Here is a 23,080-nt window from a genome sequence, read left to right on the forward strand (position 1 = left end):
GAGTTGAAGCCAAGCTAAAAAAGAGCCGCACATTAGTGCGGCTCTTTTGGGTTTAAACAATGAGTTAAATAGTTAAGCTAAGGAAACGGTCGACTATAGCGTCGTAATTACATCATCCATCGCAAGGCGAGCTTTTGGTAGACCATGATTATAATCTTCCCCGTCTTTGTGGTAGCCAATCGCCAGTGCAACTTCACAGACATGGCCTTCTAATTCTTCTTTGAATACTTCTCCAATCAGTGTTGGATCTATCCCTTCCATCGGCGTTGAGTCAATACCCAGACGAGCCAAGGTGTGTAGTAGATTGCCTAGCGCTAAATAGACTTGTGCTTTTGTCCAGTTCCCGTTAAAGCCATTTTCATCCGTATTTGCATCGGCAAAAGCGTAGGCGCCCATAAAGTTGTTGTACATTTCCGCCGGTAGGTGACCAGACGTTACTTCGGCATCCACACGTTTCGCGAACTTCTCTTTGGTGAAGTTTGGATCGTACGCAAACAGAATCGTATGTGACGCGGCTTTCGCGTGTGGCTGGTTAAATTGGTGCATATTTGCAAATGTATCGTGGAAGCGTTGCTTGGCCTCATCACTTTCAATCACGATGAATTTCCACGGTTGCGAATTAATTGAAGACGCTGAAAGACGGAGTGCTTCTTTGATGATTGCCATATCTTCTTGAGAAACGCGTTTGGTTTCGTCGTATTTTTTAGCAGTGTAGCGGCTGTTTAGATCAGTAATGATTTGATGAGACACGTTTGTATCCTTTTTATTTTTGTGACAAATGAGGATGCGCTTAGCATCGACAACCATGCGTACCTCGAATATGGATTCATAATACGGGATATTTTTTCATTGATAAGAGGGCGTTTATTTGAATCACTTTTTACTTTTTATTGAAAATTGGTGTGCTTCATAGGGTTAGGCATCATCATTTAGATGCTTTTGATGATTATTAAATTACACTCATATTAAGAGAGTAATGGAGAGCAACATGAACGTGATTCAAGTTTTCAACGATAGTTATGAACGTTGTATCGCGAACCAAGGCTTTTTCGACTTGTTTTACAAGAATTTATGGTCAAAAAGTACAAGCTTCAGACAAAAGTTTGATGGTGTCGACATGCACCAACAGGTGCGAATGCTTAGAGGATCTATCGTGTTTTTTATGATGGCCGATACCTCTAACGAGGCGCACAAAATGGTGGAGAAATATGGTAAGAAGCATGCGAGTTCCGATATTGGCATTGAACCACAGGATATTGATGTTTGGTTTGAAAGCCTTATCGAAACGGTTCAAGAGTGTGATTTTGAATACGACGATGATGTCGAAACAGCGTGGAGAGCTTGTTTTAACACAGGTTTGTCGGTAATGAAGCGGGAGTGCTCCAAACACTAAAAGAGAAACTAAATGCTCTTCGAAAACAAGCAAGTTAAAGCAAGGAAGTAACGTGTAAACAGCTTACTTCCTTGAGTATGGCTTTTATTTGTCTTGTGTCTCTTTATTCTTTTTTACCGCTTCGGCGATATCACTGACGGCTTCGACAAGGTTGATCGGCATAGGGAAGATAATAGTCGATGTTTTGTCTGTCGTGATTTCCGTGAGTGTCTGCATGTAACGCAATTGCAGCGCATTCGGCGCTTCGTTGAGCATTTGAGCTGCCTCTTTTAATTTATTAGAAGCTTCTAACTCACCGGTAGCGTGAATTATTTTCGCACGACGGTTACGTTCTGCCTCAGCCTGACGCGCTAGCGCTCTGACCATGCTGTCATTTAAATCAACATGTTTGACTTCAACCGTGGCAATCTTGATGCCCCAGTCATCAGTCTGTTGATCGAGGATGGATTGTAAATCCTTATTGAGACGCTCGCGCTCTGATAGTAATTCATCCAGTTCATGTTGACCTAATACTGATCGCAGCGTGGTTTGCGCTAACTGACTGGTGGCATCGCTGTAACTTTCAATGTTGTTAATTGCCATTTGAGGATCGACTACGCGAAAATAAACAACCGCATTGACGCGCACAGACACGTTATCTTTCGTTATCAAGTCTTGTGTCGGCACATCCAAAACGACAGTACGTAAATCCACCCGTACCATTTGTTGGATAAATGGGATAAGAATGATTAAGCCAGGGCCTTTTACTTCTTGAAAGCGACCAAGAAAGAATACAACCCCACGTTCATACTCTCTCAAAACCTTAAACATTTGGGTCGCAAGTGCGAACAACAGCACCACGATCACCGCAACAGTATAGAGCATCATAAAGCGCCTCCTATTTATTTTGGCGGTCATCAGGCATCACGGTTAAGGTCAGCCCTTTCACATTCACAATGGTGACATGATCACCTTGTTTGAGTTGTTGATGGTCTTTGGTTTTGGCTCTCCATAGCGCACCGTCAAGTTGAACGCGCCCTTCGCCATCGATAAAGTCATCGCTCACGACAGCGATTTTCCCAGGGTAAGTTTCTAAACCTGTTGTCACACGTCGTCGGCGTATTTTGAGCAGCAGGCCGACCGTCAACACGATCAGCGCGACAGAAAAGATAGAAATACCGAAAATTAAAGGAAGGGCGATCTGAAATCCTGGTAACTCACTGTCCATGAGGAAGATGGAACCGAGCACAAAGGCGACAACGCCACCTAAGCCCAAAATGCCAAAGCTCGGACTGAATGCTTCTGCGATCATCAGTGCAATTCCGAGTAACAGCAGACCAAGCCCAGCGTAGTTCACAGGCATCATTTGTAATGCATACATGGCGAGGAGCAAACAAATACCACCCAACACGCCGGGTAAGCCAATGCCTGGGTTGTAAAACTCAAGAAGCAAACCGTAGATACCAATGAGCATCAGGATGTAGGCGACGTTTGGGTTTGTGATAACGGCTAGCATTTCTGCTCGCCAATCGGGTGTTCTTTCAATCCATACGGGATCTTTCAGTGACAATGTCACATCACGATTGTTAACTTTAACAGTTTGTCCATCAATGGCTTTGACTAAATCCTCTGGTGAGTTGGCTATATAATCAATAACGTTTAATTCCAATGCCTCTGTGGCGTCCAAACTCGCTGCTTCGCTCACTGCTTTCTCTGCCCACTCTGCATTTCGGCCATGAAGCTTTGCTAAGCCTTTAATATAGGCTCTAGCATCATTAATTACCTTTTTCTCCATCGCGGTTTTCGCAGGAACTTTCTCTGAACTTTCGTTGGTTCCTTCTGACGCTTCTTCCGCGTTTTGATCTTTGCCATCATCCGATGAAGGGGGCTGAGGGGCACCACCTAACGCGACGGGCGTTGCCGCGCCAAGGTTAGTGGCTTCAGCCATGGCAGCAACGTGGCTTGCGAGTAAAATGTATGTCCCTGCGCTAGCCGCTCTAGATCCTGACGGGCCAACCCAAGTCGCAACTGGAGTGGAGGAGGTGGTAATCGCGTGAATAATATCTCTCATTGCGCTGTCTAAGCCGCCAGGAGTGTCCATCTCTAAGATCACTAAACTGACACCGTTGAGTTGTGCCTCTTCTATCTCACGAGACAAATAGTCGCTGGTAGCAGGACCTATAGCGCCTTTGACGGGAACAATCCAGACAGTATTGGCCAGTGCTTGACTAGCAAACAATAGTAAAGGTAAGACCCATATCCATAGTCGTTTCATGCAGTCCTCCTTGTGCGGTCACAGGGACTTTTTGAAAACCTAATTCAAGTATATACGCAGTAATACTAGTGCAAATAAGTAATTGATCACTCGAATTAGCCATATCAGCATTTATCATGGCACATCTGGGGCTACGGGCCTTGATATGAATATCGGTAGCCACTAACCGTGGGGCGTCTGGTGTGAAGAGGCTCAACAAAAAGGCAAAGTGACGGGAAGCACTTTGCCTTCCTAATGTGTTTTAGAGGAGAGAGAGACTAACTGTTTACGTGGCGAGAAAATTGAACAAGTGCTTGCTCGGCAGGCATCGGTTTGTGGAAGTAAAACCCTTGCAACTCATCAATATTCCAAACTTTAAGCTTGCGTACTTGGCTCGCGGTTTCAACACCTTCGGCGACAATAGTTAACCCTAGTTCTTGAGACATGTTAGCAATGTTTCTTACCAGTGTTTTTGCTCTGTCATTGGTTTCAATCTCGTCGATATAAGATTTATCCAGCTTCACAATATCCAATGGAAAATTACATACGCTACTGAATGATGCGTATCCAGTACCAAAATCATCCAAAGCGAGTCCAACACCAAGTCGCTTGATGTCTTGAATGCTTTGGATTGATTCTATTTCTCCGCCCATCAACATACTTTCGGTAATTTCAAGCACAAGCTGGCCCGCAGAGAGGTTGTATTGAGCCATCACTTTTTTTAGGTAGGGCATCAGTCCGGAATGATAAAAGTGCTGCGCACTTAAGTTCACATGCACGCTTAACATCGACAGACCTTGCGCATGACGAACTCCGTTGAGCCGACTGATAAATTCGCACGATTGTTTGAGAATGGACTCTCCCAATTCGACGATAAGTTTTCCTTGTTCTGCCATCGGAATAAATACTTCTGGTGAAATCATCCCTAATGTTGGATGTTGCCAACGAGCAAGTGCTTCAAAGCTAATTACTTCAGTGGTTTTAGCATCCACGATAGGCTGGAAAAAAGGTTTAATCGCATCTTGTCTAATGGCATTTTCTAAATCGCGATTGATCACCATAGACGTTTCCGCTTGCTCTGATAGTTCTTCATCAATGACTAATACTTCGTGAGAGTGACGACCCTTAGCGGATTGTGATGAGAAACGTGCTGCAAGCAGCAAATGCTCGACAGATTGGTGAGTAATGTTTAGGTCCATCATCACCGCTTTACTGTCTAATGACATCATGATCCCAGAGAGCTGGACCTTATGTGACAAATGATTCAGTAATCGATTGGTAGCATCTATCGCTTTTTGGTGGTGCTCGATATCTGGAATCAAAACGATAAATTCATGCTCACTAATTCGGCCTATTTGGAATGCCCCTAATTGCTCGCGTATTGCGGATGCGATGTATTGAATCACTTCATCAAAAATGAGGTGACCGTATACTCCTGCAATTTGCTTGAGAGTTTTACTGTTAATGTACACAAACGAAAAATGGTTTGGCCGTGTCTCTACGAGCTCGTGCAGTGCATTGAGAATGACAGGACGATTACAGAAACCGGATACCGGATCAAAGTCGGTGAGTTTTTGGATCATTTCTGCTTGCTGCTTTGTCTCTCTCATATCCTGAAGCAACAACATCAGCGCACTTTGACCATGATGTTGAATGAGCGTGGCTTCTATCAAACAGTCGATTTCTTCTGTATTGCTATCGAGCACTTGCGCTTCGAATTGTGTTTTACCGTTTTTCAGCTCTCTGAACATGGCGTCAACTCGACATTCATCGTCCTCCGATGGGCACAAGGTGTCTAGAGGACGATCTATCAATTGCGATTTGCTGTAGCTCAACAGATCTAACGCTCTTTGGTTTACATCGACAATTTTACGATCAATAACAATTAGCATGCCTAGTGAGGAGCTATGGTACAGAGCACCAAACTTTTCCATCGAGTCTTTCAATTGCAGTTGGGTTAACGATGTATTTTCAGAGAGCTTTTGTACCAGTTTTGTCGCTAACTCTAATTCGTCTACTTTTACAGAATGCAGCCCTTCAAGTTGGTATTGAGAGGCGATTTCGCTTATTCCTTCAGCAAAATGATTAAAGCGAGTGGCGACCTTATTTTTAAACGTGATGTAGGTGCCGGTAGCGATGATTGATGCTACAACGCCAACCGTTGCAAACAGATACATAAATAGCGTATTACCTTTCGCATAATGCTCTCGCTGTGTTTTCGTTTTTAGCCATGCGATCGGTTCACCAGATAAATCAGAGAGTGAAGCCCATTTTGTGATTGACCGCGAGGTCTTCTCTATATCCCGCATCTCACTACTGTCTGATCCACTTATCATCTGCGTCTCTAATGAGTTTTCCGCGGTTAAAATGGATTTAAAGTCTCCAGGAAAGCGCAAAGATAGGTTTCTTCCCCAAAGCATCCATCCGTTAGAAGGGCGGTCGCCTTCACTATTCCTAACTGGGCTGAGGCTAAGACCCCAAATACTATCGTTGATTTTAAACAACCCTGAGATGCTCTCTCTATGGATATCAAGCTTGTGATTCATGGACTTGATGTAATCTTGAAGAGTAGGTTGATTCGCCATTTTAGCGGTGAGTTCTGAAGAAGTGTCGGGGTTATCCTCACGAGTCAAGGAGAGCAGGGTTTGTCCATTAGTCGTGATAAACGCCATCATATCGAGGTTTAACGCATCAATGCTCTCTGGGTAAAGGTTTCGCTCGGTATATTTAGCAATATCACGATCAACAAACAGATCGTATGTTTCGTCCCAGTACGCCCAATCGTATGAGGCGCTTTCTTGCTGGCTCACCATCATGTCGATGACAGCGAGTGCTTGCTGATTCGCATGGTTAATTTCCATGTCTTCGAGCTCATCTAAGCTATACAGGAAAAAATAACGGCTAATAAAAAGGAAGCTGATGACCATGCCCAGCAGTCCTAATGAAAAGTATAAGGCGGTTTTATAGCGAAGATTCAAGTTAAACAAGCGAAGTGTTTTCATTAAAAAATAGTTATAGATGTTAATTCACTGAAAGTGTACGACATGTTCTAACAGAAATTTTTGATATAGATTCAAATTATAGAGATAAAATGAAGGATTTGCTGAGCTGATATGGTAAGTGAAACGTTTGCTCTCATTACTAGATTTTCGTGTTTGCAATTAAAATGCTCAATAACGTACCGCGCATTCAAATTACGGTTTAATCGTGCAGCTAGTAAAGGTATAAATCTTTTTATAAAACAGTCTATTAGTTTAACTAGTGCTTTTCTTCTGTATCTAAACTTCTTTTGTAATAGTAAACTGCGAAAAAATGATGGGTAATTATGATGTTTATTGTTCAACGCTTGGTCAAACTGGCCATTATCTGTGCCATTTTCTTTACTATATTCGATCTCATCTCCTATGGTGAGATTACTTGGGTTCAAAGGTTGCTGGCTTCTATAAGCTAAATCTAGAATTCAATATGCACACATAACTCCACGAAGCGAGTCAATTCTTCGTTACTCGCCTTCGTCATTTGCTCCTTATCTGAGCTTTAAATAAAAGTCCCTCCACGTGCAGCTCTGGTAACCGTTTTCCATTAATGGAAAAAACCTAAAAATGCAACTAACTTCATACTAATGGCAAGTGTAAGGTATGCAGTTGATGAGGCAATTCAGCATAATCACATTAGTTGTTGTGACACTCATTTTGAGCCAAGCAACAATCGCAAGAAATGCTAAGGTGCTAGGTGATATTTCGTTAGTTCAGCCGATAGAAGGTGACCCTGTCGTAGATATTAAGCTGGCGAGAATTGGCTGGCATCTCTTTCGTGATCCTCAGCTATCTTCAAACGGTAGCGTCAGTTGTGCGACGTGCCACAACTTGCAAACCAATGGCGCTGAAAATACACCTGTCTCTACAGGGGTGAAAGGTGATGGAACTCGAAATTCCATCACAGTGTTTAATGCAGCGTTAAATTATCGTTTTTTATGGGATGGTACCGAAAACACCTTGATGGCTCAGATTGATGGGCCAATCCACAATCCAATAGAAATGGACTCAAACTGGCAAACAATAGAGCAGTACGTGAAAGGAAGCGAACGTTATCAAGCGCTATTTAGCCGTGATGGTGAGCTACCGATTAATATTCATAATATCAAGTCCGCCATTGTGGAGTTTGTCGAAGGGCTCCAAACTCCAGGTGCACCATTCGATGCCTACTTACTGGGTTACACCCATGTCCTCAGTGAGCAGCAAATTAGGGGGTGGAAAACATTTCAGTCTTCAGGTTGCGTACAGTGTCATCAGGGCAAAAATATTGGCGGAGCGATGATACAAAGGTTCGCCTATTTCAAAGATAAGCCAGTAGTAGAGGATTCGGGACGGCACCTGATTACGACGGAAAGTGAAGAACAATTCTATTTTAGAGTCGCCAGTTTACGTAATGTCGCCCTAACAAGCCCTTATTTTCATAACGGACGAGTTGACCAGTTATCTGAGGCGATACAGATTATGGCGAAAACGCAGCTCGGAATTACGATGAGCGATGAAAGTGTCGCTGATATTGAAGCGTTCTTACAGTCTTTGACAGCACCCAGACCCGTGATTTTAGAGGTGTTGGAAAATGAGTAAATTCAAACTGGTTAATCTCTGCTTTTTTATTGCCATGCTGACGTGTTGTGTATTGGCGTATATGTCACATGTGAATTCAAAAAGTGCACAAGAATTCCACGCGGAGTTGACGGATATTGGGCACAAGTTGATTGAAGAGCGCGATGTTATCGTGAATCGATATGCGGTTGAAGATAGGAAAAATTATGAACTGACGACATCTTTAGTGGATATAGAAGTCGCTGCTGAGAAATTGCTAAATTCATCAAGGGAGTCAGTTTGGTTCCCTGTGACGCCCAATCATAAAAAAGTTGAGGATACGCTCAATCTATTTAAAAACCGTGTGCTTGATACAACGCTGAAGCTCGATATGTTGATTGGCGTTCAGGTAGAGAATCAATACGCGTTATTAATGCTATTCAACTTATATCAGCAAGATATTTCTACCGATACCGGAAAGACGTTGAGTGGGCATCACTATTTTGAGTTTCTCAACCAACTACTTTTGACACAAAACGTAGTTGAGAGTGAAAGTGAAGCCAATTTCTTAGATCGGCTTCAAGCGAGCGATAAAAGGATAGAACTACTCACGAATGAACTGCTTGATCATGGATACTTTGTTTTTATCGAGGATGCGGAGCATCGGCTGCTCAATATTGCCCAAAGTGAAGCGCGTTTCACTTGGTTGTTTGTTTTTATTGCCGTGATGTTGTTAGTCAGCGCATTTTTGTATCAGTCGCAATATCGAATGTACAACTTGAAACAATTGAACCTCGAAATCGAGGAGGCGCGAAATAAAGCCGAGCGAGCAGCAAAAGCCAAATCAAGTTTTCTCGCCGCAATGAGTCACGAATTAAGAACGCCGATGAATGGTGTATTAGGCCTTTCTCAAATGATTGCAGAGGAAACCAAAGAGCCGACGACTAAAGAGTACGTGAAAGTCATTCTTGATTCTGGCCAACACTTGATGACGATTCTCAACGATATTTTGGATTTCTCCAAAGTTGAAGAAAACAAACTGGAATTTGAGCAGGCTAAGTTCAATTTAGACCAAGTCATTTCTCCTGTGTGTAGCGCAATAAAACCGCTCATCGATGAAAAAAATATCGAATTGATCGTGGAAAATGAAGTGCCTGAATACGTTGAATTTACCGGAGACTGCGCACGTTTACGACAGATTTTGTTTAATCTTGCTGGCAACGCGGTGAAGTTTACCAGTGAAGGGCATGTGTTAATCAGAACGGAACTTGATAAGGTAAATCATTGCTTGGTGATGATTGTGAGTGATACTGGTATTGGTATCGCGCTAGACAAGCAAGAACATGTTTTCAACTCGTTTGAGCAAGCCGATTCTTCAACTACCCGAAAATTTGGAGGTACAGGGCTTGGTTTGGCAATAGTTAAAAAATTAACTGGCTTGATGGATGGCAAGATTACATTGAAAAGTGTGGAGGGCGTCGGAAGTCAATTCATCGTCGAACTGCCCATTCCTTGGGTTGAATGCGAACTTCCAAAGGCACAAGAGCCCCCCAAAACACGCAAGAAAACACACAATTTGCAGATATTGCTTGCTGAAGATAACCGAGTGAACGCCATTGTGGCGAAAGGGTTTTGCGAAAAGTTGGGACATGAAGTGGATGTTGCTGAAAACGGATTGGTGGCGGTTAAAAAGGCGAGAGATAACGAATATGACCTGATTCTGATGGACAATCACATGCCTGAGATGAATGGTGTTGAAGCGACGCGTGTGATTCGACAAGAGTTAGGTATCAAAACATTACTCTTTGCGTATACGGCAGATGTATTTCGTGAGGCGCATGATAGCTTTATTGAAGCCGGAGCGGATCATGTGCTTACAAAACCGCTACAGCAAGAGAGCTTTTCGGACGCTCTTAAACAGTTTGCTGCGAGGCTCGAACCAAAAGAGAATTTACCATTAACGAATGACAACAACGTTCTCCAGTTGCAGCGCAAGCCAATAGAGAAGCTACGGCTGACAGAAGAAGAGTTATCCAGTTCAGAGATGCTCATTTCTTTGCAAGAAGCGCCGGAAGCGATAGATGAGCTACTAAAAAGTATTATTGTCGATTTTGAATCATCGGTTGATGAACTTATTGATTATTTTATGGCTGAAGATTTCGCGTCTCTAGAAGACACGTTGCATAAAACAAAAGGTATGGCATTGAACCTTGGTTTGCCGATTTTAGCTGGACAAACGGAGGCGCTAGAAAACACGCTCAAAGCGAAGCAAACTCCTGAAATTGAGCGGTTACAGATGCTAATCAACCGATTACAAGTTAACATCCATCAGGCTAATCGACTTCTGGATGACATACAGAAAAAAAACGTCGATCCTCAACAAATTTTGTAACCTCTCTGAGTTCATGCGTTCCTTACCTTGTTTCGTTATGGTTTACTATGACGTGAATGGATGTGTTGATTCGTCAATGAGAAAATCAGGGAGTTAGAATGAGTAAGCATTCCGCTTTAATCGAATGGCATCGCGAAGCTGACGAAGTATTCAGTGATAACCAGTATAGTCGGGCGCACATTTGGAAGTTTGATGGCGGGTTGCAAGTCCCTGCGTCACCATCTCCACACGTAGTGCCGTTGCCATTATCTGTAGAAGAAAACGTTGATCCGGAAGAAGCATTTGTTGCGGCACTTTCCAGTTGTCACATGCTTGTTTTTCTTTCTATTGCGGCGAAACGACGTTACGTTGTGGATCGCTACCTAGATGAAGCAGTAGGGGAGCTGAAAAAAGGTGAAAATGGAAAAGAATGGGTGTCTAAGGTAACACTAAACCCTAAGATAACATTTGCTGGTGATAATCAACCGACACGATCTCAATTAGAAAAAATGCACCACATGGCTCATGAGAATTGTTTTATCGCCAATTCGGTTAAAACTGAAGTGACGACGCTTATTGCAGATTAAATGAAGCTCTTTGTCAAAGCGCAGTGTATCGCCGAATAGTGTTAAGCCAGCAGTCAGGCTGCTGGCTATTGTGAACTAAACGATGCCTTGCTCGATCATCGCATCAGCGACTCTTCTAAAGCCGGCAATGTTTGCGCCTAAAACTAAATTACCAGGTTGACCAAACTCTCGACTGGTTTCGTTTGCATTAATAAAGATGTTTTTCATGATGGTCTGTAACTGGCTATCGACTTGCTCAAAGGTCCAGTTTTGCATGCTGGCATTTTGTGCCATTTCAAGCTGACTGGTTGCAACGCCGCCTGCATTGGCTGCTTTCGCTGGCCCATAAGCCATTTCGGAATCCACGATGATATTGGCCGCATCACGAGTGGTTGGCATGTTTGCGCCTTCACTAATCAAAACACACCCATTATCGATAAGAGCAAGAGCATCGTTTGACGTTAGTTCATTTTGGGTCGCGCAAGGGAATGCGGCGTCAGCTTGATATCGCCATACAGCATGCCCTTCATTAGGATAGTCACCCAACGGCGTATACTCTGCTTCAGGGTAAGTGTCTAAATACTCTTCTAAACTTGCTCTTTTCACTTCTTTAAGTTGCTTGAGGAGCTGCAGGTCAATACCGTGCTCATGATAGATCGTGCCTCTAGAATCGCTGCATGTTACTGGGGTTGCTCCCATGTGGTATAGCTTTTCAATTGCATAGATAGCGACGTTACCTGCGCCAGAAACGAGGCAAGTTTTGCCTTTGAGTGAATCATTACGGTCATTGAGCATGCATTCCGCAAAATATACGGTTCCATATCCCGTTGCTTCTTTCCTAACAAGTGAGCCCCCCCAAAGAAGGCTCTTGCCTGTAAGTACCCCTTCGTAGCGGCCCGTCAATCGCTTATATTGACCAAACATATAACCAATTTCACGCGCACCGACGCCGATATCGCCAGCAGGAACATCGGTAACAGGACCAATGTGGCGGTATAACTCGTTCATAAATGATTGGCAAAATCGCATGATTTCACCGTCAGATTTTCCTTTAGGATCGAAATTTGAACCGCCTTTTCCGCCACCAATTGGAAGGCCAGTAAGCGCGTTTTTAAAAATCTGTTCAAAGCCGAGGAACTTTATGATGCTCGCGTTCACTGAATGATGGAACCTCAGTCCGCCTTTGTATGGACCTAACGCGGAGTTAAACTCGACGCGGTAGCCTTTGTTTACTTGCACATTCCCTGCGTCATCGACCCAAGGAACTCGAAACATGATTTGACGTTCTGGTTCTACGATTCTTTGGATAATCGCTTGTTCTTTATATTTATTATTGCTTTCTATGACTGGAGCGAGAGAAGTTAATACTTCTTCTACGGCTTGGTAAAACTCTTTTTGAGCCGGGCTACTGTGTTGCAACGCAACAATAGTATCGTGTATGTGTGACATAGATCTCTTCCTTGATATGAATAAGCAATCAGTTTATATGAATTTATTCCCATTAAATAGTGATTTTGACCAATTCTCAATGGCGATAATGGTCTTTCCTGCGGATGAGAACGATCAATTTCCACCTTCTGTTAGTATTGATGAGGAAGATTAAGTGAGTGACATGAGTGGATAGTTGAGTGATCGGTTTCACATATAGCGAGCAGAAGCCAAATTAGTCGATATTGTTGTGCTGTCACGCAAACTGTTTTTGTTAACGTGGTGTTAACATCTGAGCGTGTTGACTCGAAAAAGATAAAAATATGCATGAGCTTAAGACTCTGGACTCGTTTATTCAGCAAAACGGTCTACCAGTGTTTGGCCATCTTGATGGGATTCCCACATCTTTACAGTTAGATAAGTTTACCTACCTTGATGCGATGGATAAGCCAGCGTCTAAGTGGCGCCGTTACTGTGACTATAAGCAGTTTCAGTTCGTTAATTTGGTCACACCTAACTACGTGATTGGGGTTGCGATTGCGGATATTAGGTATTTAGCATCTGGTTTTTGCTATCTGTTTGATATTCAAAATAATGAGTTAGTGGAGCAGCAGTGGTTAAAGCCTTTTAATATTGATTATCAAACTCAGCCTTCCAGTTGGTCTAGTCATGCCCATCTTGCTGACAAAAGTATTCAGTTTTCTATTCAGAATGGTATTTGGCACGTCCACTTTGTGACGAAATCTGTCAATGCTGATCTCTACTTACGTCCAGAAAGTATGAGTTTGCCATTAATGTTATGTACACCAACCGGTTATGCGGGTTGGACTTATACGCAGAAGCACAATGCGTTAACGGTAGATGGCAATTTATTCATATTAGGAAAGGAACAAGATCTCTCAGAAGTGGCTGCTGGTTACGACTTTTCCGCGGGGTACATGCGACGGGAGACAAGCTGGCGGTGGGCGAGTATTAATTGCTTTGAAAGCGGCAGAAGGTTGGGGCTGAACTTAGCTGCGGGTGTCAATGAAACGGGCTACTGTGAAAATGTATTCTGGATTAATAGTGAACGGCATTTTTTACAGCCTGTTCAGTTTCAATTTTCACGAAATGATGAAGGTCAAAGATGGCATATCATGTCGGAAGATAAACGGATTGACCTAGTATTCACGCCTTTAAATCGACGTTCAGAAAAGAAGAACTTTTGGTTTCTCAAAAGCAATTTTCGTCAATATATCGGCTATTTCTCTGGCTACATCGTTGATGGGAATGGTATCAAACATCAGTTAGAAGAAGTCATAGGTCTTACTGAAGATCACTATGCAAAATGGTAGAAACACAATGGATTGGACACAGTTGATGGAACGCCCTGAATTACTTCTGATGATTTTGGCGCCAGTTTTCTTTTTATGTATGGTTGCAGAGTACTGGTTTGGACAACGAAGGGGACGTTTGCCTGAAAGCGCGACGTATTATATTCCGGAAGTTGTATGTAATTTTGTACTTGCAGGCTTACACCAAGCGACAGACATACTCACGGGTTTACTGATTGCTCAGTTATATTTGTGGTGGTTTGATTGGCGATTGTTTGATATCGAAATGAGCGTTTCAGCGTTTTTGCTACTTGTCGTTCTGCAAGACTTTTTCTATTACTGGTTTCATCGAGCTAGCCACCGTATTCGTTGGATGTGGGCTGCGCACGTGGTCCATCACAGCTCGGAGAGAATGAATTTCAGCACCGCGTTTCGTCAAAGCTTGATGTATCCGTTAGCGGGAATGTGGATTTTCTGGTTGCCTTTGGTGATTATTGGCTTTGATCCTAAGTGGGTCGTCTTCGTTGTGCTGTTTAATCTGGGCTTACAGTTTTTTGTTCATACTCAATCAATTCGCTCGCTTGGACCGCTAGAGTGGGTATTTAATACGCCATCTCATCATCGTGTTCATCATGGTATAAACCGTCAGTACATCGACAAAAATTACGCGGGAGTGTTGATTATCTGGGATCGGATGTTTGGAACGTTTGAACCAGAAGTGGAAACCGTTAGGTATGGAATTTCTAAACCTGTAAACAGCTTTAATCCCATTCGTGTGACGTTTGCAGAATGGAAAGATATGTTTTATGACGTAACACGACCAAATTTAACGTGGAAACAACGTTGGCGCTGTCTATTTGCTCCGCCATCGGATTCTTTTGAGTAGATTGAGATAAAAGAGATTGGAGCGGGCAGCGGGAATCGAACCCGCATCATCAGCTTGGAAGGCTGAGGTAATAGCCATTATACGATGCCCGCGCATCGATAGGACGCAGTTAATATGCCACACTGAACGAAAAAGAAAAGTCTTTTCTCATCAATTGTTTGTCAGATGCCTAAAAAAGTAGCGTCTTGGTGTTAAAGTATTCATTGTCTCTGTTTTTCAGGAGGGTCAGAGATTCCGCTTCTAAAATCGATGGCTGCTAATTAGGGGCAAACACACTGTCTACTAGCGTTTAGGTATTGATGATATTCAAGATTGTCAGTGTAAAGGTTAATTGCGTTTATTGAACAGTCACGTTTCATGGTCAAGACTAGATATTGAAATGATTACTTTTTACTGCTGAAGCGTATGTATAGCACTAGCGTAATTCCGCTGAAACAGTCAGCTTAACCAAAGGAGATTTAACATGTGGAAAGGTTTGATATTAGGGACGGTGATGATGCTCGTGTCTGCTTGTACAACCGTAACGACGGATGTTGATAAGCAAGCCGATTTTTCAGCTTACAGAACGTTTGATTTCGGTGCCCAAGCAGAAGCCCCTACGAGTATTGATGGTCGACGTATTGAACAAGGATTGGCTGAACAGCTTGAAGACAAGGGCTTAATTAAAGTGAATAGTGGTGGGGACCTTTACGTTCATCATGATATCGTCGAAGAGTCCGAGCTTGTCTCTTCTGGGTCTTCGGTGAGTTTCGGTTATGGTTGGAATAGCTTTGGCGTGATCACTTCAAGCCCGGAAAGATACAAAGAACGTAAGTATGGCAAACTGGTGGTAGAGCTTGTTGATGCAAAGGCTAATCTGGTTGTGTGGAAAGGTGTTTCAAGCAGGAAACTATCTGAGTCTATGAGCTCTGAGAAAAGAGAGTCTCTGATTGAAGAAGAAATTGCGAAAATGTTTGAAAAATACCCTTACGGTGAAAAATAATTAGTATTCTTAACGATTAAGAATACTAATTGCCAATCGTTACGGACAGGGTTAAAAGAACTTATTATTTTGGTTTTGGTTACCTTTGTGCGTACGACTCTGATTGCTTTACTCGGACTACTTTTCTGCTTGTTGGCTCCGAGCATGAGTATGGCGCACTCATACCCAAATTTTCTTTCCTTTCATAACCAGAATATTGCTGTTGACGCTAAGTCGAAGCACTTTTCAGAACACCCTGCCTTTCCAATACAACAAGACTATCCGAGTTTAAACAGCCGGAATATATTGAGGGTTAGCCATTCTAAGGAAACGAGCTCGAACGACGATGTAGAACTCGAATGGTTTGAAACGCTTGCTGTAGTTTGGTGGACACATCGTTCGGCAATTCACTCGATGGGGCTGCTAAAACGCATCGGCAATGAGGCTTTAGGTCGTTGTGTTGAAAGTATTTTTACTCATTCTAAATACAGAATCGGTGCGAGGAAAGAATCGAATCTCATATACCGCTTTATACATGCTCGCTAACACATTCCATGTTTTTACAATTTTTGGTTAGTTATGCTTAGGAGCGGTTTATGTTTGATTCGATAATTCAGGTCTTGAGTGCCTTTTGGCATCAAGATTTTACGGCGTTAATGGCGCCAGGCGGTGCAGGATTGGTTTATTTTGTTGTTGCTGCGCTTATCTTTTTGGAAAGTGGTTTTATTCCTGCTGCGCCATTCCCATGCGACAGTGTCGTCGTATTATCCGGTACGCTGGCGGCGGTTGGCGTCCTTGATCCAATTATGATTATGTTGGTGATAGCTGTTAGTGCGGGGCTGGGAAGTTGGGCGGCTTACTTACAAGGCAAGTGGCTAAATTGCTTACCTAAGGTACGAGGCTGGGTGAGCGCGGTTCCTCAAAAGCGTTTGGAACAGGTCGACGTATTACTCAGTAAACATGGATTGATTGCGCTTTTTTGTGCGCGGTTTATTCCGGTTGTTCGTTCCCTATTGCCATTAATGATGGGGTTGCGAGTGAAAGGTATTAGTAAATTCCATTACTTTGCATGGCTGAGTGCGATTTTATGGACGCTGATATTATGCGGTTTTGGTTTATTGCTTCCTTTGCTACCAGAGAATATGAGCAAAGCGATCACAATGCTATTAATGGCGGCCCCAATAATTACTCTTATGATTGGGGTGCTTAGTTTCTTGTTTGTTAAAGCACGTCGAGCGTTCTGTAAATCCAAGGATGTGTCAGAGTTTTCTCAGTAAGTTTACTTTGATTTGCACTTTTAAGCTTGTATACAGATTAGACATCTAATCGGCTGGTTTTTATCAGTAAAAAGAAAGGCGCAATGTATGCGCCTTTCTTTATGAGTGTCGTTAGGGTTTTGAGTTTAATAGCCAATGCTATATAGATACTCGCCAACCTCTTTACACTGAGACTTGTAGATATTTTCTACTTCGGATTCATTCTTATCTGCTGCTTTAAATTCAAGCTCAGCAGAAGATAACTGGCTGAAACTATAGTTTCTTTCAGACATTAGGTAGTGTCTGAACATCGCTCTGTGTTCAGGAACCGCAATACGTGCATTAGAAACATTGGCACACTCTAGCAGAGTCTCATTGCTCATTTCTTCTGGCTTTGCTTCTGTGTTAGCGAAGGCAGAGCCCGTTGCAAATAGCAGTGCTAGTGCGATAGTCGTAGCGAATTTTGTCATTATATGGACCTCAAATTGGTTCTAGTAACAATGAGCGTATTGGTTCTCATCGTTACATTTCCGTGTTCTCTGTATGTCATAAAAAGTTAAACAACAGGGAAGGCGTTGCGACCATGAGTAAAGACGTACATCAAATTGGCTTCTTTTCTTCCTGAGAGTCGATAGAGAGAGCGTTTACTCATCAGCCCGCCATAACCATCAAGAGGTAAGCGAGATGCTTGTTTTGCCAATTCCAATAGTGGTGGGGAAGAGAAAGCAACAAGTAAAAAATAATCAGGAGTAAAATCTGATGATAAAACACCATCAGTGGCGGATGTTCGGCGGCAGGAAACCAGCGCTAACAACTCGCGCTTTATGTGCAGATAATAACCTTCTGAGCCCCAAGAACTTGGAGAGGCAAATGTATGGAATTCGCTGTGTGCTAGTTCAAAATCGTCTTGCTGCGCGAGTTTAAGTAAGCGTTCAGAGGTGTAATGTTTAGTGTGGTGATACGTATGCGCATATGAGGCAGCGATGAACCCTGAAAATAGGGACAATGAAAGCATCAATAATATACGGTGTAGATAACGCAAGAAGTAACCCTAAACATATAACGTCATAGACTATCACTATGACTACGGAATCTTAGTGACACTATGATAACAATGAAAATCGGTGTCTGACCAACTCAGCGTATACTAACGAGATGGAAGAGGGATGAACAGAGTTTTCTGATGTTATTTAGGTATAAGCTAATACCTAAATAATTTTAGCGTTGAAGCAAGCGAAAACTGGAGAAACAGGTAAAGAAAGAGAGTCATGAGGCCTGGAAGCTTGAGTCAATCCGATTATTTGTTGGGGAAGAAATAGAGCATTCTTCCCCACATGAGTTGCACCCGTGTTATGCGCTTGCATAAATAACACTGCCGCCTTTTATGGTGTCAATGATCTCACGAGACAACTTCTTTGGCAGTGCAGGGCAACCCCAACTGCGCCCAAGGTAACCATTCTTCTTGATAAAAGAAGGGTTAGCATAGTCGGCACCGTGCACAACGATATAACGCTCGCGAGCTTTATCGTTCAACCCTGAGCTTAGACCATCTAGTCGAAGTGAATAGCCATTTGAGCCGTAGTAGGTGGTGTCAGTCAAAAACGTACCCAGCGATGTTTTACGCGAGTTCACCACGTTTGAAAACTGCGTCGCTGTTTTCTTTCCACTGTTCACACCGTGAGAAACATAAGTATTGTAGATAAGCTTCTTTTTATCTAAATCAACCACATAAAAGCGTTTTTCAGTCGATGGTTTACTATAGTCGATGATGGTTAGTACTGATTTCTTTCTATCGGGTGTTTTTTGGTACGCGATGTAAGCGTCACGAAACAATTTAAAGTCTACTACGCCATCTAACTTTGCTTGTTTGAACACTTGTTCAATTTGATTCTGTGGTATGTGACTTTTGACTTCGTTATCTGCTTGTTTTGCAAAGGCAAAAGGAGAGGCAGACAGAAATGTCCATATAAATAATAAAATTAACTTTTTCATCTTGGCTAAATAAAACTCTATGGTGTTACAAATTTACCGATTGCTTCATGCATTCGTTAAAACAACATGCACATCAATATAATTCTATTCCCAATGTTTCTTATTGTACGCTTAGGTACTTAATATTGGGTTAACGATAAGTTTTCAAGTTAAAAACTAACTGTTTGAAACTCAAATAAATTATGAAGTTAATCGATTGTTTCGATAAACTTCGGCATAAATAATATCTGATATGCGTAATTAATAAAACTGTGTTTAAGGATATTTGTGAGATGGCGAATTTATAAAAACGACGTTTTATTTTTTCTAGATTAGAAACTCTTTTTATTTCAATGTGTTTGTCTTTTGTACGTCTATTCAGCCTACGTTTAGATTTGTGATTTGACTCGTAACAAATCGTAACGTCAACTCGTTATGTGTGTTAGTGCATTTTAAGTGAGTGGGTAAACAACAAGATGGATAAGAAAGGTAGATAAATACCGAGAAGAAGGGCACTTCCTGTTCACGAGTGATAAAGCTAAGTCTAAGTGGAGCCGACAAATGAGCTTCTACACGAATCATCTAAGCCGATGATTAGCAGTACAAAAGTAAGTTTTGTCAGCTTTTACTTATTTCCTCATTTTTTCAATTAAATACATAAAATCTGAACTAAACTTACCAAAAAGTAATTCTATCGTTTTGATTAAATATTTAAATAACTGAGAGATTTCATCGAAAAATAATAATACCAAAAATTAGCGTACGAACTTGTGTGGTTGCTTATATTATTGAAACTAAGGGTACAGTCTTGTTTTTATATTATATAAGTACAGCAGCCACATACATGGCTTCTGTACTTAATCTTTAATAAGATGTCCCTTGAACAGTAATTGAACCTACTATGGAACCATCGAAGCGGCTATCGTCATTTGCGGATTGCCACCACAAATTCAGTTGTTCCTTACTCATTGGCTTACCAAATAAATAGCCTTGCATATAGTCACAGCGGTAGGCCGATAACCATTCATGCATCACATTGTGCTCAATACCTTCTGCGGTGACCGTTTTATTTTGAGCGTGGCATAGATCGATGATGGGTTTGATCACATGACCGTTGTTGGTTTTCATCAATGTAACGAGGAACTCTCGGTCAAACTTGATCTTTTGAACTGGATATTGAACAAGTTGAGTCAGCGATGTATAGCCAGAGCCAAAGTCATCAATGGCGAGACGATAGCCACGCTTCGACAGCTCATCAAGTAATGCTGTACCTTGTTGTTCTGCGGCAAAGGTTTCTGTTATTTCTAATTCAATACATTCTGGTTTCACACCGTTTTTGCTTGCTTGGTCATGAATATAATTCGCCATTTCGATGGAGTTAAGCTCTGCTGAAGAGAGGTTGATCGAAAGGACAATGTCTTTGCCAAAAATATTTCTTAATTGGTGATATTCCGCTGTAGCGTTGGCGAAAACCCAGCGATCAATTTTATCAAATAAGCCCGCCTGTTCCGCGATTGGGATAAACTCTTTCGGAGGCACGGGACCAATGCCTTCCGCTTCCCAGCGCAATAATACCTCTAGTCCTTCAATCTCGTTGTTCCGATTATTCATATAGGGTTGAAAAACGAGATGGAACTCTTCTTCCACGTTGCTTTTTCTGAGCGCTCGCTCAAGCTGACTGCGTCTTTGAGACTCAACATTGAGAGCAGCTGAGTAATAAGCGTACTGGTTTTTCCCGGCTCGTTTGGCTTGATACATTGCCGCATCGGCACTGGAGAGTAATTTCGCGACGTCTGTACCGTCTTGAGGGTACTGAGCGATACCTACGCTCGCAGTCACGGGGAATGAATTACTCCAAGATGGACTGAGATTGCTAATCGGTTTTAGCAACTCTGAGGCCAGCAAGTCAGGTAGGCGTTGTGCATCCTGATTTGAGCTCAATAAAATAGCAAATTCGTCACCAGACAATCTTGCCGCAAAACAGGGACTATCGTAGTCGTGCGAGAATTTTTGACAGACATTTTTGATGTGTGATGAAAACACCTTTAATAAGTTGTCTCCCAGTTCATGCCCGTATTTGTCATTAACGTACTTAAAGTTATCGAGATCGACATAAATGACCCACAAATGCTGCGAAGGGGAGACGAGTTCACGAGTTGCAAGTTCATGGAAACGATGGCGATTAGCGAGTTGCGTTAGGTGATCCGTTTCAGCCAGGCGTTTTGTCTTCTTATATATGACGTTGAGCTCTTCATACATATCAAAAAAGCGTGAGGATAAGCGTCCTATTTCATCGTTTGTTTCTAGCTTTTCAATGTTGCCGCGTTGATTTGTTTCCAGCTCTTGTAGCTGTTTATCGAGGCGAGAAACGGGATGTAATACATAACGATACAAAACCAAAACAATTAAGGTGATGGTGCAAAACGCCGCCACACCAAAGGAAAGGGCCAGTTCTAGCCACACTTTATCGACTTTATTCCACATCAAATATTCAGCAGGGGATAGTACCGCATAAAAGTGTGGCAATAGTTCAATCGTCTGAGCGAGAGGAATATCGAGATAAATAGGCTTGTCGGCAAAAGTTATCACGCTATGCGTGTCGAACTCGATTTCGTGCTTGATCTCATTGAAGGCTTCGAGCGATACCGATACCACCACGAAAAAGACATTTTGCGGATCAAAACTTAGAGGTTGTGTCCCTGTTCGTTTGTCGATGAGTTCGTATTGCAGAAGAATACTTTGCCCGCTGGAATTGTAAATAAAGCCAGTATGGTTAAACGCTTCTCTCGTACTAAAGCTTCGCGAGATGTAATCCAATACCTTAGGGTCGACTACACCTGATGATTCGTAGTATTTATTTTCTGTGTAATAAAGAAGGTTTTGTTTCCCGTCGAGAATCGCCATGCTTGCATCGCCTGTATAGCCATGGCTTAACACATCTGCGGTTTCATCGAGTCGGTTAAATAACACGCGCTCACGATACGGATTGTTATGATTCACCAAGTAGTCTTGCAATACATCACTTTTGCTTAATGTGTATGCATAACTATTGAGGAATATGTTGGCTTGTCGGAACTGCCCTGCGAGCTTTTCCATTTGCAATTGGATATAGCTGTCTTCTCGCTTGATGAGCGTTACTTTTTGAATGCTGTAAATAATATAACTTGATACCAGCGCGCTTAATAAGATCACTGGCGCGACAAGCAAGATGACTCGATTGCTTAACTTCATTATGGCTTTTAGTTTCCGTTTGTGTCCCTACAAACGTCGCATACCATATAAGGTACTGAACGGATGATGTGTTTTGCAAATTGTAACCAGATTGTAAGGTGAGCGTTCTCCAAAATCAGACAACCATCCAAGAACTGTGATGATGTGTAAGGTTTCCATCTCATTAACTAGAGTGTTTCTCAGTAATGGGACGTATCTCTTTTTCAACTGTCTTTAAAAACCTCACTTCAAGTGTAGATTAAACCAGTCATCGAAACGTTTCGATGATAAAGTGTGACTCATGTACCTTTTTACTATTCGATGACCCGTTAATTACGGATCATTCTCACACCTTATCAATCTCACTCTGGTCAAATTACCACAACGAATTATTATTTCATCGAAACGTTTCGATGAGTTTTCTGTTAATAACGAAAACACTTTAAAACAGGCGCTCATGGTTGTATGAACGTGTAACCGAAAGGTCGATGAGATGAAAAAAAGTACCCTAATTAACTCAGATATTTCTTACTTGGTGGCGACGCTAGGCCACACCGATGAGATCACGATATGCGACGCTGGCCTGCCAATCCCTGAGCATGTACAGCGAATTGATTTGGCGCTAACGCATGGCGTACCAAGTTTTCTTGATACTGTTCGCGTGATTCTATCTGAGTCGCAAATCGAAGGGGTCATCATTGCGGAAGAGTTTTCTGATGTAAGCCCTGTTTTGCATCAAGCATTGCTTAACGAACTGAGCAAAGAGAGCGAAGAAACGGGTAAATCTATCGAGATCAGCTACGTGTCACATGAAGCATTTAAAGTACGCACGGCACAAAGCCGCGCTGTCGTTCGAACTGGCGAATGCTCGCCATACGCGAACGTTATCTTTCAAGCGGGCGTGGTTTTTTAAGCCAG

18 protein-coding genes and 1 tRNA gene are annotated in these 23,080 nt (G+C 42.4%); 9 read left to right on the forward strand and 10 right to left on the reverse strand.

What is annotated here, in order from left to right; all coding sequences use genetic code 11:
- Window positions 1-93: 93 nt before the first annotated feature.
- Window positions 94-750: an NAD(P)H-dependent oxidoreductase gene (locus tag L3V32_RS19725; protein WP_237285001.1), complete on the reverse strand. Its 657-nt coding sequence runs from the start codon at window positions 748-750 to the stop codon at window positions 94-96.
- 238 nt (window positions 751-988) lie between these two features.
- On the opposite strand from L3V32_RS19725, the gene L3V32_RS19730 reads away from it, so the two are divergent.
- Window positions 989-1,393, forward strand: coding sequence for a globin (locus tag L3V32_RS19730; protein WP_005392547.1), 405 nt, complete (start codon window positions 989-991; stop codon window positions 1,391-1,393).
- Between the two features lie 84 nt (window positions 1,394-1,477).
- Here L3V32_RS19730 and L3V32_RS19735 read toward each other — a convergent pair whose 3' ends face one another.
- The 3 genes from L3V32_RS19735 to L3V32_RS19745 all read right to left on the reverse strand — a co-directional run bounded on the left by L3V32_RS19735 (window position 1,478) and on the right by L3V32_RS19745 (window position 6,628).
- The gene (locus L3V32_RS19735) at window positions 1,478-2,260 is read right to left on the reverse strand and encodes a slipin family protein (RefSeq protein WP_005373196.1); all 783 of its coding nucleotides are present in this window, start codon (window positions 2,258-2,260) and stop codon (window positions 1,478-1,480) included.
- A gap of 10 nt (window positions 2,261-2,270) precedes the next feature.
- Window positions 2,271-3,647 carry a nodulation protein NfeD gene (locus L3V32_RS19740; protein ID WP_237285002.1) on the reverse strand — a complete coding sequence of 459 codons (1,377 nt, stop codon included), beginning with the start codon at window positions 3,645-3,647 and terminating at the stop codon, window positions 2,271-2,273.
- A gap of 257 nt (window positions 3,648-3,904) precedes the next feature.
- On the reverse strand, window positions 3,905-6,628 hold the full coding sequence (locus L3V32_RS19745) for an EAL domain-containing protein (protein WP_374270161.1): 2,724 nt from the start codon (window positions 6,626-6,628) through the stop codon (window positions 3,905-3,907).
- Window positions 6,629-7,273: 645 nt separating this feature from the next.
- On the opposite strand from L3V32_RS19745, the gene L3V32_RS19750 reads away from it, so the two are divergent.
- The 3 genes from L3V32_RS19750 (at window position 7,274) to L3V32_RS19760 (ending at window position 11,158) form a co-directional block, all read left to right on the forward strand.
- Window positions 7,274-8,242, forward strand: coding sequence for a cytochrome-c peroxidase (locus L3V32_RS19750; protein ID WP_237285004.1), 969 nt, complete (start codon window positions 7,274-7,276; stop codon window positions 8,240-8,242).
- Window positions 8,235-10,592 (forward strand): ATP-binding protein, encoded by a 2,358-nt coding sequence (locus L3V32_RS19755; protein WP_237285005.1) that lies wholly within the window; start codon window positions 8,235-8,237, stop codon window positions 10,590-10,592. The genes L3V32_RS19750 and L3V32_RS19755 overlap by 8 nt, the downstream gene beginning before the upstream one ends.
- A 98-nt stretch (window positions 10,593-10,690) precedes the next feature.
- Window positions 10,691-11,158, forward strand: coding sequence for an OsmC family protein (locus L3V32_RS19760; protein WP_005392541.1), 468 nt, complete (start codon window positions 10,691-10,693; stop codon window positions 11,156-11,158).
- Between the two features lie 75 nt (window positions 11,159-11,233).
- Here L3V32_RS19760 and gdhA read toward each other — a convergent pair whose 3' ends face one another.
- Window positions 11,234-12,586 carry an NADP-specific glutamate dehydrogenase gene (gdhA, locus tag L3V32_RS19765; protein WP_039437518.1) on the reverse strand — a complete coding sequence of 451 codons (1,353 nt, stop codon included), beginning with the start codon at window positions 12,584-12,586 and terminating at the stop codon, window positions 11,234-11,236.
- 302 nt (window positions 12,587-12,888) lie between these two features.
- Here gdhA and L3V32_RS19770 point away from each other — a divergent pair, with 302 nt between their 5' ends.
- Window positions 12,889-13,899, forward strand: coding sequence for a DUF2804 domain-containing protein (locus L3V32_RS19770; protein WP_237285006.1), 1,011 nt, complete (start codon window positions 12,889-12,891; stop codon window positions 13,897-13,899).
- Window positions 13,900-13,906: 7 nt separating this feature from the next.
- Complete coding sequence (locus L3V32_RS19775; RefSeq protein ID WP_005397136.1) at window positions 13,907-14,764, forward strand: sterol desaturase family protein; 858 nt, start codon at window positions 13,907-13,909, stop codon at window positions 14,762-14,764.
- A 17-nt stretch (window positions 14,765-14,781) separates the two neighbouring features.
- On the opposite strand, the gene L3V32_RS19780 is transcribed toward L3V32_RS19775, so the two are convergent.
- Window positions 14,782-14,856, reverse strand: a tRNA-Gly gene (locus L3V32_RS19780).
- Window positions 14,857-15,227: 371 nt separating this feature from the next.
- Between L3V32_RS19780 and L3V32_RS19785 the strand changes: the two genes are divergently transcribed.
- Window positions 15,228-15,746: a DUF4136 domain-containing protein gene (locus tag L3V32_RS19785; protein WP_237285007.1), complete on the forward strand. Its 519-nt coding sequence runs from the start codon at window positions 15,228-15,230 to the stop codon at window positions 15,744-15,746.
- Between the two features lie 575 nt (window positions 15,747-16,321).
- Complete coding sequence (locus tag L3V32_RS19790) at window positions 16,322-17,002, forward strand: DedA family protein (RefSeq protein ID WP_237285008.1); 681 nt, start codon at window positions 16,322-16,324, stop codon at window positions 17,000-17,002.
- A gap of 125 nt (window positions 17,003-17,127) precedes the next feature.
- On the opposite strand, the gene L3V32_RS19795 is transcribed toward L3V32_RS19790, so the two are convergent.
- The 4 genes from L3V32_RS19795 to L3V32_RS19810 all read right to left on the reverse strand — a co-directional run bounded on the left by L3V32_RS19795 (window position 17,128) and on the right by L3V32_RS19810 (window position 22,183).
- Window positions 17,128-17,451, reverse strand: a complete 324-nt coding sequence (locus tag L3V32_RS19795) for a hypothetical protein (protein WP_047008249.1) — start codon at window positions 17,449-17,451, stop codon at window positions 17,128-17,130.
- Window positions 17,452-17,537: 86 nt separating this feature from the next.
- Window positions 17,538-17,996, reverse strand: a complete 459-nt coding sequence (locus tag L3V32_RS19800) for a hypothetical protein (protein WP_005397143.1) — start codon at window positions 17,994-17,996, stop codon at window positions 17,538-17,540.
- Between the two features lie 335 nt (window positions 17,997-18,331).
- Complete coding sequence (locus L3V32_RS19805) at window positions 18,332-18,973, reverse strand: murein L,D-transpeptidase catalytic domain family protein (protein ID WP_006741014.1); 642 nt, start codon at window positions 18,971-18,973, stop codon at window positions 18,332-18,334.
- 843 nt (window positions 18,974-19,816) lie between these two features.
- A complete protein-coding gene (locus L3V32_RS19810) occupies window positions 19,817-22,183 on the reverse strand; it encodes an EAL domain-containing protein (RefSeq protein WP_237285009.1) in 2,367 nt (788 codons plus the stop codon).
- A gap of 472 nt (window positions 22,184-22,655) precedes the next feature.
- On the opposite strand from L3V32_RS19810, the gene rbsD reads away from it, so the two are divergent.
- Window positions 22,656-23,075, forward strand: coding sequence for a D-ribose pyranase (gene rbsD, locus L3V32_RS19815; RefSeq protein WP_237285010.1), 420 nt, complete (start codon window positions 22,656-22,658; stop codon window positions 23,073-23,075).
- Window positions 23,076-23,080: the final 5 nt, after the last annotated feature.

This window comes from Vibrio sp. J2-4, assembly GCF_021728155.1.
Lineage (GTDB): Bacteria > Pseudomonadota > Gammaproteobacteria > Enterobacterales > Vibrionaceae > Vibrio > Vibrio diabolicus.